Raw genomic sequence first — 12,765 nt, 5'->3', positions numbered from 1 at the left:
CTCAGCCGCCGAGAATGACCCGCTCACGGCGCACTGCCTGCGCCTCCGGCGTCAGGAATTCGCGCGCGAAACGGTGGCCGTCGTGGACAGCGTGGGCGATCAGGCCCGGTGCCCGGGCATCTCCGATGCGGGTGAGCGTGGCAAGGCCCCGGTCCTTGAGCGCCTGCCAGAGACTGTCCTGAGGCTCGCGCGAGGTCACGGGGACGAAGGCGCCGCAGGGCACCCGGCATTCGCGGGCCGAGTAGGCGCAGGAGAGGTGCGCCGCACTGGGCGCGAGGGCTGTGACTATATGCGAGGTGACGATCCGCACGCCGCGCTCGATCAGCCGGGCCTGCAGGCGGGCCTGTTCGACGGTGTAGCCTGTCCAGTCGGCGACCGTGCCGAAGGGCGTGACATAGGTCACCTCATGCTCTTCGCCCGCGAGCAGGTCGGCGAGGCCAGCGCCGATATGATAGCCCTCGTCATCGAAGATCACCACCGGCCCGTTTGCCGGTCTTTCCCCTTCGAGCAACCGGTCAGGCGTAATAGTGCGCGGATCGGCGAAAGTCGGAACCGGCCTTGGATGGCTGCGCCCGCGCCCGTCGGCCCGCCAGAGGCTGCCGGTCGCCACCATCACATGCGGCGCCTCGGTTGCCAGCACATCCTCGGCCGACATCGGACTGGCGGGATAGAGACTGACATTGGCCATCTGGCGCAGTTGCGACAGCCGCCAGTCACGCACCCGCGCCCATTCCGACAGGCCCGGCAGACGCGCCTCGCGGTTGACCCGTCCGCCCGGTTCCTCGGATGCCTCGGCCAGCATGACCGTCGCCCCGCGCCGCCCGAGCGTCAGTGCCGCCTCCAGCCCGGCGGGGCCAGCGCCGACGATCAGGACGGGGTCGTCGGACCGTTTCAGAGCGGGCACCCGTTCGGGGTGCCAGCCGCGCCGCCATTCCTCGCCCATCGTCGGGTTCTGGGTGCAGCGGATCGGCGCGCCGAGCCCGTCATGGGCGTAACAGATATTGCAGCCGATACACTCGCGGATGTCCTCAAACCGCCCCTCGCGGATCTTCGCGGGCAGGAAGGGATCGGCGATCGAGGGGCGGGCGGCGCCGATGAAATCAAGGATACCGCGCCGGACTTGGGACAACATGGTCTCGGGGCTGGTGAACCGTCCGACGGCGACCACCGGCTTCCCGGTCGCGGCACGGACATGGGCGATGTGACCCTCCAGCGCCGCTTCCTTGACGAAGCGCGAGGGGCCCATTTCGGTGCCGTAATCGGGGATCGTCACGTCGAAGACATCGACCAAGGGCGCGAGGTCGGCCAGCACGCGGGCGCGTTCCTCTCCACCCGATCCGTCCTCATCCGTCACTTCGATGCGGATGGCCACCGCGCAGCGGTCGCCCACCACCTCGCGCGTCTCTTCGACCAGTTCGCGAATTAGCCGCGACCGGGCGGCGAATGAGCCGCCGTATTCGTCGGCGCGCGGGTTGGTGGACGGGTCGAGGAACTGGGTCAGAAGGTAGGTATGGGCGGCATAGACATAGACCACGTCGAAATCGGCCGCCTTCGCACGCAGTGCCGCTGCCCGGTGCCAATCGCGCAAGGCCCTGATATCCTGCCTATCCATCCGCTGGCTCTGCCAGGGAACGGTCTCGGCCAGCATGCTTTCCGGGCCCAACGGTGCCTCGCGGCTGAGGATATTGCCCGCCCGCCAGCCGCCGTGCCACAGCTCGACGCCCGCCAGCGCGCCGTGGGCGTGCACCGCCTCGGCCATTGCCGCCATATTGGCGATGTCGCCCTCGTCCCAAAGCGAGGCGTAGGGCGCAGGCGTGTCGTCCGAACTCGGGTGTATCGAGCAGTATTCCGTGTTCACCACGCCCCACCCACCCTCGGCCTTCACCCCGCGCATGGCGGCGAGTGTAGCGGGCAGCGCAAAGCCCATACCGGTGCAATGCGGCACCTGCCAGAACCGGTTCGGCGCGGTGACGGGGCCGATCTTCAGGGGCTGAAACAGGATATCGAAACGCGGATCGCGGGGCATGGTGCTCTCCTTGCGGCGCGATCTTGGACGATTGGTCAGAATCTAGTCAATGCTGGTGGGTTGCGCACCGATGGACATGCCGCTGCAAGGCATGACGGGCTACTACGTCGACATTTGGAACTTAGTACCGCTTCTGCGCTTCGAAATAGGCTGCAATGTCCTGGAAATCGCTTTCGCTGAGCCTGCCGAGCGCCTGCACCATAAGCTCGACATTCTTGGTCGAACTCATTCGGGTGCCGTCAGCAAATGCCTTCATCTGTGCTACCAAATACTCTGCGGGTTGCCCTGCGAGCATCGGTATCGGCTGGAACGAAGTGGAGCGCGCATTTCCGTCGTCGCCATGGCACTGGATGCAAGCCGAGCTTCGAGCCAATGTCTTTCCTTTGCTCAGATCGCCCTCTGCTGAGGCAGGCTGAGCTCCACTCGTAAACGCTACCAGCATCATTCCAAGAACAACGCGTGATTCCAGAAGTGACGATGTCATTTGAAACAGCTCCTTTGTTCCCAACAGCCGGAAACCATCTTTGGAGAAGACAAGGTGGAGTCCGCCCTGACCTTCGCGAACTGTTTCCCCATAAGCTACTCCCAGTGGGACCTCCTGCAAAGCATCAGTTTGCTGACGGCACTAACGGCGCTTATCGAGGGGTTGCAACTGCGGTTAACCAATGCCACCGCTGTGCCTTTTTTGTCGAGATGATGGACCCTGATCTGCCATATCTTCTGGCAGAAAGCTGCCTTCAATTCATTCGGGCGGATGATGTAAATTGCACTCAGAGCTGCACGCAGCCTGCAAACATCGATTGCTATTTCAGGGCCTTAAGGATTTCTCGGCTTCGCTCATGACTTTCGCCGGGCTGCAGCAGAGCGCGAAAGAGGCATAGAAAAGGCCTCCGGAAATTCGGAGGCCCTTCTAAGTCAAAAATGTTCCGGCTCAGAGTGTCGGGTACATCGGGAATTTGGCGCAAAGGGCCGCGACTTCGCCCTTGACCTTGGCCTCGACCGCGCCGTTGCCTTCCTCGCCGTTCGCGGCAAGGCCATCGACGACCTCGACGATCCAGCGGGCGATCTGGCGGAATTCGGCCTCGCCGAAGCCGCGGGTGGTGCCGGCGGGCGCGCCGAGACGGATTCCGCTGGTCACGAACGGCTTTTCGGGGTCGAACGGCACGCCGTTCTTGTTGCAGGTGATGTGGGCACGGCCAAGCGCGGCCTCGGTCGCCTTACCGGTCACCTTCTTGGGCCGCAGGTCGGCCAAGCAGAGGTGGTTGTCGGTGCCGCCCGAGACGATGTTGATCCCGCCCTTCATCAGCTCGTCCGCCATGGCGGCGGCGTTTTTCTTGACCTGCGCCGCATAGGCCTTGAATTCGGGCCGCAGCGCCTCGCCGAAGGCCACGGCCTTTGCGGCGATCACATGCATCAGCGGGCCGCCCTGCAGGCCGGGGAAGACGGCAGAATTGATCTTCTTCGCGATCTCTTCGTCATTGGTCAGGATCATGCCACCACGGGGGCCGCGCAGCGACTTGTGGGTCGTGGTGGTGCAGACATGGGCATGCGGGACGGGCGAGGCATGGACGCCGCCCGCGACAAGCCCCGCGATATGGGCCATGTCGACATGCAGATAGGCGCCGATCTCGTCGGCGATGGCGCGGAAGGCCGCCCAGTCCCATTCGCGGCTGTAAGCGGTGCCGCCCGCGATGATCAGTTTCGGCCGATGTTCCAGCGCCTTCTGGCGGACATCTTCCATATCCAGCCGCTGGTCCTGCTGGCGGACGCCATAGGAGACGACGTTGAACCATTTGCCCGACATGTTGACGGGCGAGCCGTGGGTCAGGTGGCCGCCGGAGTTGAGGTCAAGCCCCATGAACGTATCGCCGGGCTTCAGAAGCGCCAGGAACACCGCCTGGTTCATCTGCGACCCGGAATTCGGCTGGACGTTCGCGAACTTGCAGCCGAAGAGTTCCTTCGCGCGTTCAATGGCCAGCGTTTCGGCCACGTCGACATACTGGCAGCCGCCGTAATAGCGCTTGCCCGGGTAGCCCTCGGCATATTTGTTGGTCATCACCGAGCCTTGGGCCTCGAGGACCGCCAGCGACACGATGTTTTCCGAGGCGATCAGCTCGATCTCGTCGCGCTGGCGGCCGAGTTCATTGGTGATCGAGCTCCAGAGCTCGGGGTCGCTCGACGCAAGATGCTCGGTGAAAAAGCCTTTTTGGGCGGTCATGCTGGTCTCCTCGCGGTCCGGTTCGGGCGGGGTTGTAGCCGAGCTTCCCCCTGCGAGAAAGGCGGATTCCGACCTTCCCGCATCACGGGGCGAACGTTACCGCTACCCTTTGCCGCCGGGCGGTGTTCAGACCACAGTGAACTGCTTCATCATGCCCTGATCCTCATGCTCGAGGATATGGCAGTGCATCATGTAGGGGCTGACCGGGTCGGCGTAGTCGGTGAACTCCATCCGAAGTTCGACCCGTTCGCCGGGCTGGGTGAGGACCACGTCCTTCAGCCCCGCCTCGCGCGGCGCGGGCGGCTGGCCGTTGCGAGAGACGATGCGGAACTGCACATCGTGCACATGCATTGGATGCAGCATCTGGGATGTGTTCTCGAAGATCCAGGTCTCGACCGCGCCGAGCGGCACGGTGAAATCTATCCGCCCATGGTCGAACGGAATGCCGTCGATCACCGGCGTGCCCATCAGGCCCTCGCCGGTCATGCCGAGCTTGAAGGTCCGCGTCGCGCCGGTGGCCGCCGGGACGGGCGGCAGGCTGGCGAGCCGGTCGGGCAGGGCGGGCGGGGCAGACCGCGCGCGGTCGGGGCGGATCTCGATCACGTCACGCACGCCGTTCGATCCGGCAAAGGGCGCCTCGGCGCCAAAAACCTCGGCGCGCAGCATCAGGGGCGCCCCTGCGCTCAGATCGACCAGAAGTTCCACCCTTTCGCCCGGCGCGACGAGTGCCTCGGTCAGCATGACCGGGGCTTCGAGGAGCCCGCCGTCAGAGGCTATCTGCACGAAGGGCACGTCGCCCGCAAAATGCAGCCGGTAGATCGAGCCATTGGCGCCGTTCAGGACCCTCAGCCGCGCGAGCGGCGCGGCGACCGGCAGATGGGCCCCCACCTGACCGTTCACCAGCATCACATCGCCGACCTTGCCTGCCATCAGGTCATGCATGTCGGGCGCATAGGTCATGGCACCGTCCGCGCCAAAACGCCGGTCCTGCAGGACAAGGGTGAAATCATCTTCGCCGTGCGTGCGGGGCAGGGGCAGCGCCCCCTCCTCTTCATCTTCGACCCGGATCACGCCCGCGAGCCCCGACCAGACCTGCGCCGCGGTCCGGCCATGCTGGTGCGAATGGAACCAGAAGGTCCCGGCCTTCTGCTTGAGCGGAAATTCGGCCGTCCAACTGGCGCCCGGCGCGATCGGCTGATGCGGGCCGCCGTCCATCGCGGCGGGCAGATGCAGCCCGTGCCAGTGCAGCGATGACGCTTCCTCAAGGCCGTTCCGGACCCTGAGCGACAGGGCCTCGCCCGCCCGCGCCCGCAGGATCGGGCCGAGGTAGGGGCCGTTGATGCCGATCGTCGGCGTCGCCCTGCCTGCCAGGAACTCCATCTCGCCCGACTGCAGCCCGAGGTCGAAGGACAGCGCGCCCGCCGTCACCGTTCCTTCGTCGATCGCGGGCATGGTCAGCGCCCGCCCCTCTGACGCGAAGGCAGGCCCGAGGCGCATAAGCGCGGGGCTGGCCAGAAGACCGGTCAGGAAGGTGCGGCGGCTGGGCGTCATCGGGCGTTCCTTTCAGACGGGGGGCGACTGCGGGGTTGCGCAGGCGTCCTTAACGGTGATCAATGCCGATGTGGAAGCGGAGCGGAAGATGTGAAGAGGTCGCAGCGTATCACTTTTCTGGCAAGCGAGGCGGAGGCCGCGCGCGATGCGCTAGAGCGGCTGACCGCGCGCTATGGATCAGTGGCGCTGGAACAGGCGGACGCCATCGTCGCGCTTGGCGGAGACGGGTTCATGCTGCAGACGCTCCATGCGACCGAGGCGCGCGATCTGCCGGTCTATGGCATGAATTGCGGGACCATCGGCTTTCTCATGAACGAATATGCCGAAGACGGGCTGTTCGAGCGGCTGGCGGCGGCTGAGGAAACCGAGATTGCCCCTTTGCGCATGCGGGTTATCGACGCCGATGGTGCGGCGCATGAGGCGCTCGCGATCAACGAGGTGGCGCTTCTGCGCGCCGGGCCGCAGGCGGCGAAGCTGAGGATCAGCGTCGATGGAAGGGTCAGGATGGAGGAGCTGGTCTGCGACGGCGCGCTTCTTTCGACGCCTGCCGGATCGACCGCCTACAATTATTCCGCCCACGGCCCGATCCTGCCGATCGGATCGGACGTGCTGGCGCTGACCGCCATGGCCGCCTTCCGGCCAAGGCGCTGGCGCGGCGCCATCCTGCCGAAGGCGGCGCTGGTGCGGTTCGACGTACTCGAAGCCGCGAAGCGGCCGGTAATGGCGGACGCCGACAGCCGGTCCTCTGTGCGCGATGTGCTGAGTGTCGAGATATGTTCGGATGCCACGATCCGTCACCGCATCCTCTTCGATCCCGGTCACGGGCTGGAAGAACGGCTGACGCGCGAGCAGTTCATCTGAGCGGGGCTATCAGCCCTCCTCGCTGTCCTTGGCTCCGCCGGTTTTCGCCTGCCAGGCTTCGATCTTGCGGTAAAGCGTCGAGGGCGCCACCTCCAGCACCCGCGCCGCGCGGGTGATCGAACCGCCATGCATGGCAATCGTCGCCTCGATGATCATCCGTTCGGCCTCAGCCAGCGGACGGCCCAGGATCGCGCCGATTTCGACCTTGCTGGCGACCGGGCGCGGCGCACCTGCGAGGTTCGGCTTGACCGGCGCCTCGGTCAGTTCCGGGGGCAGCATCGCGGGCGTCACTTCGCGCCCGTCATGCATCACCACCACCTGACGGATGACATTCAGAAGCTCGCGCACATTGCCGGGCCAGGCGTAGAAGCGGAAGAGTGCCGCCGCCTCGTCGCTGAGGCCACGGAAACGGCGCCCCTCTTCCTCGGACATCCGGGCAAGCGCCTGTTCGGCAATCTCGATCACGTCGGCGCCCCGATCACGCAGGGGCGGCATATGCAGCGGCACGACATGCAGGCGGTAGTAGAGGTCCTGCCTGAGCTGCCCCATGCGGATCGCCTGCGCCGGATCGCGGTTGGTGGCGCAGATGATGCGGACATTGACCTTGCGCGGTCGGTTCGACCCGACCGGCTGGATGGTCGAGGTCTGGACGAATTTCAGAAGCTTCGCCTGGACAGACGGGTCAAGTTCACAGATCTCGTCAAGAAAGAGCGTGCCACCATCGGCCGCCGCCGCTGCGCCGGTCCGCTCGGCGATGGCGCCGGGGAACGAGCCTTTCATATGGCCGAAAAGCTCTGATTCCAGCTGATCCGATGGAATCGTGCCGCAAGACAAGATGACAAAGGGCTTCGTCGCGCGGCTCGACAGGCGGTGGATCGCCTCGGCGCACAGCTCCTTGCCGGTGCCGCTTTCGCCGGTGATGAAGACCGGCGCCATCGACCGGGCGACCGAGCGGATGCGGGCGTAGACCTGCGTCATCGTGGCCGATGATCCGACGAAATCGCCTGGGGAGGGTGCCGTGCGGTCTGGCGCTTCGGCGCTGGCCAAGGTTGCCTCGGCCGCCGCGATCGCATTGCCGACGGCGTTAAGGAATCTCTGCTCGTCGAACGGCTTGACCAGAAAGTCATGCGCGCCGGCCCGCATCGCCTCGACCGCCGTGCTCGTCGGGCCGTTTGCCGTGATGACGATGACCGGCAACCCGGGGCGTTCGGTCAGGATATCGGCCATGAGTTCAATCCCGTCGCGGTCGGGCAGAGCGAGGTCGACGATGACAGCCTGTGGTGCGGTCTCGCGCAAGGCGGCAAGCCCCGCCTCTGCGGTTCCCGCTGTAATCACCCGATAGCCATGCTGCCGCAGGACCGAGGCATAGGTGACCTGCAGCGATACGGTGTTCTCGATCAGAAGTATGGTACGGTCAAATGTCATGTCCGGCCACTTGCGTGGACCCGAATGCCAGGGGACAAGGGCAATTCAAGCCAAGGTTGCATAATGCAACATATCTACGTGACGAATCGCCCCGCGCCAACTTGTCTGAATCGTCATGACCTTAGGGCAGCAACGAAAGGCCGTGACCTTCGGCCTCTCGCGCAGATAGCCGCCGGTGCCTAACCCCGCGGATAGCCGAGCGCTTTCAGCGCCTCTGTGATCTCGTCGAGGATGGCCGGATCGTCGATCGTGGCGGGCATCTTGTAGGCCTCGCCGTCGGCGATCTTCACCATCGTCCCGCGCAGGATCTTGCCCGACCTGGTCTTCGGCAGCCGGTCAACGACACAAGCGGTCTTGAAGGCCGCGACCGGGCCAATCTTGTCGCGCACCAGCCCCACGCATTCCTTCACGATCTCGCCATGCGGCCGGTTGGTGCCCTTGTTGAGGCAGAGGAACCCCAAGGGCATCTGCCCCTTCAGATCGTCCGCAACCCCGATCACCGCGCATTCGGCGACATCAGCGTGCGAGGCCAGAACCTCCTCCATCGCGCCGGTCGACAGACGGTGGCCCGCGACATTGATCACATCGTCGGTGCGCGCCATGATGTAGAGATAGCCATCCTCGTCGATATAGCCCGCATCGCCCGTCTCATAATAGCCGGGGAAGTGGTTGAGGTAACTTTTCTTGAATCTTTCCTCGGCATTCCAAAGGGTTGGCAGCGTGCCGGGCGGCAGGGGCAGTTTCACCGCTATGGCACCCAGTGTGCCGGGCGCGACCGGATGGCCGCCCTCGTCCAGCACCTGGACATCGTAGCCGGGCATCGGAACGGAAGGCGAGCCGATCTTGACCGGCAGTTCCTCGATCCCGATCGGATTGGCGGCGATGGCCCAGCCGGTCTCAGTCTGCCACCAGTGGTCGATGACCGGCACTTTCAGATGGCGCTGGGCCCACATGATCGTGTCGGGGTCGGCCCGTTCGCCCGCCAGGAACAGCGCCTCGAGGCTCGATATGTCGTAATCCTTGATCAACTCGCCCTGCGGATCCTCTCGCTTGATGGCGCGGAAAGCGGTCGGCGCGGTGAAGAAGCTTTTCACGCCATGGTCCTGGATCACCCGCCAGAAGGTGCCTGCGTCGGGCGTGCCGACCGGCTTGCCCTCGAAAACGATGGTGGTGCAGCCCGCGATCAGGGGGCCGTAGCAGATATAGCTGTGACCGACGACCCAGCCCACGTCCGAGGCCGCCCAGAACACATCGCCCGCGCCCACCTTGTAGATCTTGCCCATCGTCCAGTTCAACGCCACCAGATGCCCTGCCGTCGGGCGGACTACGCCCTTCGGCTGGCCGGTGGTGCCGGAGGTGTAGAGGATATAGGCCGGGTGATCGCCCGAAACCGGAACACAGTCCGCGGGCTCTACGCCGTACTGGAAGGAATGCCAGGCATAGTCGCGGCCCTCGGTCAGCTTCGCCACTTCCTGCTCTCGCTGGAGGATCACGCAGAAGCTGGGCTTGTGGCTGGCCTGGTCGATGGCAGCATCAAGGAGGGGTTTGTAATGAACCACGCGCCCCGGTTCGAGACCGCAGGAGGCGGCAATGATCGCCTTGGGCTTGGCGTCGTCGATACGCACAGCCAGTTCGTTCGCGGCAAAGCCGCCGAACACCACCGAATGGATCGCGCCAAGCCGCGCGCAGGCCAGCATCGCCTCAAGCGCCTCGGGCACCATCGGCATGTAGATGATGACCCGGTCGCCCTTCTCTACCCCCTTGGCACGCAGCGCGCCCGCAAGCGTCGCCACCCGATTTCTGAGCTCCGCATAAGTGATCTTGCGGATTGCGCGGGTGATCGGGCTGTCGTGGATGATGGCGATCCGTTCGCCATGGCCTGCCTCGACATGGCGGTCGACGGCATTCCAGCAGGCGTTGACCTCGGCATCCTTGAACCATTCGTAGAGCGGCGCCTTTTCGGCGCTCAGCGCCTTCGACGGCGGTTTGATCCAGTCGATGGCCTCGGCCGCGCCCATCCAGAACCCGTCCGGGTCCTTCCGCCAGCCGTCATAGATCTCCCGGTAGCTCCCCGCCGTCGCCATCTGTCGCCTCCTCCAAAGCTCGGGCGGGAGCCTAGGGCAGGGGATGGGGGCGATCAATCGCGTTAGCGGTCGCAGGAAATGTCGCTGTCATGATATTTGCAAAAATAGACAACTTGCCCCGGCAAATTTTTGCAAATCCTCTGCGTATCAGCAAAGGGACGGGCATTGTGTGGCAGGTTTGCAAATACCAGCCACACCTCTGCAGAATCGCCTTTACCTAGCTGTAGACGGTCACGGGCGTTCCGGCGATGGCCGACATGTTCAGAAGCCCGCGCGCCGTGATCGACGGCGTGACGATATGCGCCTTGTTGCCCATCCCCATCAGGATCGGCCCGACCTCCAGCCCGCCTGCACGCATCTTCAGCACATTGCGCGCGGTATTGGCCGCATCGGTGAAGGCGAAGATCAGGATGTTGGCAGCACCGTCGAACCGCCCGTTCGGGAAGATCCGCGCCCGCAGTTCGGGGTCGAGTGCCGCGTCAACCGACATTTCGCCGTCATGGGCGAAATCGACGCCCTTCGCGGCCAGTATCTCCATCGCGCCGCGGGTGCGGCGGCCGGAATCGGTATCGAGATTGCCGAAGTTCGAATGGGAGCAGATCGCGACCTTGGGCACCACACCGAAGCGGCGGGCGTGACGTGCTGCGCCGATGGCGGCGCGAGCGATCTCCTCGGGCGTCGGCACCGCATTCACATGGGTGTCTCCGACGAAAAGTGGCCCATCCTCCTGGATCATCAACGACAACGCACCGTGAGGGCAGAGCCCGTCGCGGCCTAGGATCTGGTTCACATAGTTCAGATGCCAGAGATACTGGCCGAAAGTGCCGCAGATCAGGCTGTCGGCCTCGCCGCGATGGACGGCGATGGCGCCGATTGCGGTCGTGTTGGTGCGCATCACGGCGCGTGCGATATCGGGCGTCACGCCGCGCCGTTCCATCAGCGCATGATAGGTTTCCCAATAATCGCGGTAGCGCGGGTCGTTTTCGGGGTTCACGATCTCGAAATCGCGGCCCGGGCGGATCGGCAGGCCCGCGCGTTCGCAGCGCCGTTCGATCACCTCGGGGCGGCCGATCAGTACCGGGCTGTCGGTCATCTCCTCAAGCATCGCGTTCGCGCATCTCAGCACCCGCTCATCCTCGCCCTCGGCGAAGATGATCCGCCGCGCCGCCTGCCGGGCCGCCTCGAACACCGGGCGCATGATCAGGGCGGATTTGTACACGGACCCATCGAGCTTCTGCTTGTAGGCGGGCAGGTCGACAATGGGGCGCATCGCGACGCCGGTTTCCATCGCCGCCTTCGCCACCGCGCTTGCCACCACACCGATCAGGCGGGGGTCGAAGGGTTTGGGGATCAGGTAGTCCGGCCCGAAGGTCAGCTTCTCGCCCCGGTAGGCGGCCGCCGCCTCGGCGCTGGTCGTGGCGCGGGCCAAGGCCGCGATCCCGTCGATACAGGCCAGCTCCATCTCGTCGTTGATCGTGGTCGCGCCCACATCGAGCGCGCCGCGGAAGATGAAGGGAAAGCAGAGGACGTTGTTGACCTGATTAGGAAAATCGCTGCGCCCCGTAGCGATGATCGCGTCAGGCGCCACGGCGCGCACCTCGTCGGGCAGAATCTCCGGCGTGGGATTTGCCAGCGCGAAGACGATCGGGCGCGGCGCCATCTTCTGCACCATCTCCTGCGTCAGCACGCCCGGACCGGAGAGGCCAAGGAACAGGTCCGCGCCCACGATCACCTGATCGAGCGTCGCAGGCGCCGTGCCCTGCGCATACGCGTCCTTCTGCGGCGTCATCTGCTCGGCCCGGCCCTTGTAGACGAGGCCAGCGAGATCGCAGAGCCAGACATTCTCGCGCCGGACGCCGAGTTTCAGGAGCATGTTGAGGCAGGCGATGCCGGCAGCGCCCCCGCCCGTAGACACGACCTTTATCTCGTCGAACCGCTTGCCCGCGACATGCAGCGCATTGGTGGCCGCCGCGCCGACCACAATCGCCGTGCCATGCTGGTCGTCATGGAAGACCGGGATGTTCATCCGCTCGCGGCACAATTTCTCGACGATGAAACAGTCGGGAGCCTTGATGTCTTCGAGGTTGATCGCGCCGAAGGTCGGCTCCAGCGCGCAGACGATATCGGCGAGTTTCTCGGGGTCGGGCTCGTTCAGCTCGATGTCGAAACAGTCGATATTGGCGAATTTCTTGAAAAGCACCGCCTTGCCTTCCATCACCGGCTTCGACGCCAGCGCGCCGATATTGCCAAGGCCCAGCACGGCGGTGCCGTTCGACACGACGGCAACCAGATTGCCTCGGGCGGTATAGCGGCTGGCACTGGCGGGATCGGCCTTGATCTCCAGGCAGGCTTCGGCCACGCCGGGGCTGTAGGCGCGGCTCAGGTCACGGCCGTTCGCCATCGGCTTCGTCGGGCGGATCTCCAGTTTGCCGGGCTTCGGAAACTCGTGATAATCAAGCGCCGCCTGCCGCGCGCTGTCTTGCCGTGTCTCGTCCAAATCCGCCTCCCGCCTGATTTGTTTAATATTAAACTATTTACAGAGTCGCGCAAGTTCCCTGACTTTCCGACAGATACAATCGCCATACAAGAATTTCCTTGAA

The 12,765-nt window shown here is 64.8% G+C and carries 8 protein-coding genes; 1 reads left to right on the top strand and 7 read right to left on the bottom strand.

Features of this window, described 5'->3' with window-relative positions:
• Position 1: 1 nt before the first annotated feature.
• The 4 genes from OU426_RS04805 to OU426_RS04790 all read right to left on the bottom strand — a co-directional run bounded on the left by OU426_RS04805 (position 2) and on the right by OU426_RS04790 (position 5,795).
• A complete protein-coding gene (locus tag OU426_RS04805) occupies positions 2–2,026 on the bottom strand; it encodes an oxidoreductase (protein ID WP_267632716.1) in 2,025 nt (674 codons plus the stop codon).
• Between the two features lie 121 nt (positions 2,027–2,147).
• A complete protein-coding gene (locus OU426_RS04800) occupies positions 2,148–2,510 on the bottom strand; it encodes a c-type cytochrome (protein WP_267632715.1) in 363 nt (120 codons plus the stop codon).
• A gap of 447 nt (positions 2,511–2,957) precedes the next feature.
• Positions 2,958–4,244, bottom strand: a complete 1,287-nt coding sequence (gene glyA, locus OU426_RS04795; RefSeq protein WP_267632714.1) for a serine hydroxymethyltransferase — start codon at positions 4,242–4,244, stop codon at positions 2,958–2,960.
• A 126-nt stretch (positions 4,245–4,370) separates the two neighbouring features.
• The gene (locus OU426_RS04790) at positions 4,371–5,795 is read right to left on the bottom strand and encodes a multicopper oxidase family protein (protein ID WP_267632713.1); all 1,425 of its coding nucleotides are present in this window, start codon (positions 5,793–5,795) and stop codon (positions 4,371–4,373) included.
• Positions 5,796–5,885: 90 nt separating this feature from the next.
• On the opposite strand from OU426_RS04790, the gene OU426_RS04785 reads away from it, so the two are divergent.
• On the top strand, positions 5,886–6,656 hold the full coding sequence (locus OU426_RS04785; protein WP_267632712.1) for an NAD kinase: 771 nt from the start codon (positions 5,886–5,888) through the stop codon (positions 6,654–6,656).
• Between the two features lie 9 nt (positions 6,657–6,665).
• Here OU426_RS04785 and OU426_RS04780 read toward each other — a convergent pair whose 3' ends face one another.
• From OU426_RS04780 to OU426_RS04770, 3 genes are all read right to left on the bottom strand, one after another.
• Positions 6,666–8,081 (bottom strand): sigma-54-dependent transcriptional regulator, encoded by a 1,416-nt coding sequence (locus OU426_RS04780; RefSeq protein ID WP_267632711.1) that lies wholly within the window; start codon positions 8,079–8,081, stop codon positions 6,666–6,668.
• Positions 8,082–8,260: 179 nt separating this feature from the next.
• Positions 8,261–10,165 carry a propionate-CoA ligase PrpE gene (prpE, locus tag OU426_RS04775; protein ID WP_267632710.1) on the bottom strand — a complete coding sequence of 635 codons (1,905 nt, stop codon included), beginning with the start codon at positions 10,163–10,165 and terminating at the stop codon, positions 8,261–8,263.
• A 217-nt stretch (positions 10,166–10,382) separates the two neighbouring features.
• Entirely contained in the window at positions 10,383–12,662 is a 2,280-nt protein-coding gene (locus OU426_RS04770) for an NADP-dependent malic enzyme (RefSeq protein WP_267632709.1), read from the bottom strand.
• Positions 12,663–12,765: the final 103 nt, after the last annotated feature.

Origin of the sequence: Frigidibacter sp. RF13, assembly GCF_026626305.1 — a bacterium.
In the GTDB taxonomy this organism is placed as follows: domain Bacteria; phylum Pseudomonadota; class Alphaproteobacteria; order Rhodobacterales; family Rhodobacteraceae; genus TMP-24.
Note: the sequence above shows the minus strand (reverse complement) of the source record. Positions and strands in the feature narration are given on the sequence as shown.

Coding starts and splice junctions, on each gene's coding strand:
- prpE (WP_267632710.1), bottom strand. CDS start 10,165: ATGGCGACGGCGGGGAGCTACCGGGAGATCTATGACGGCTGGCGGAAG.
- OU426_RS04790 (WP_267632713.1), bottom strand. CDS start 5,795: ATGACGCCCAGCCGCCGCACCTTCCTGACCGGTCTTCTGGCCAGCCCC.
- glyA (WP_267632714.1), bottom strand. CDS start 4,244: ATGACCGCCCAAAAAGGCTTTTTCACCGAGCATCTTGCGTCGAGCGAC.
- OU426_RS04805 (WP_267632716.1), bottom strand. CDS start 2,026: ATGCCCCGCGATCCGCGTTTCGATATCCTGTTTCAGCCCCTGAAGATC.
- OU426_RS04800 (WP_267632715.1), bottom strand. CDS start 2,510: ATGACATCGTCACTTCTGGAATCACGCGTTGTTCTTGGAATGATGCTG.
- OU426_RS04780 (WP_267632711.1), bottom strand. CDS start 8,081: ATGACATTTGACCGTACCATACTTCTGATCGAGAACACCGTATCGCTG.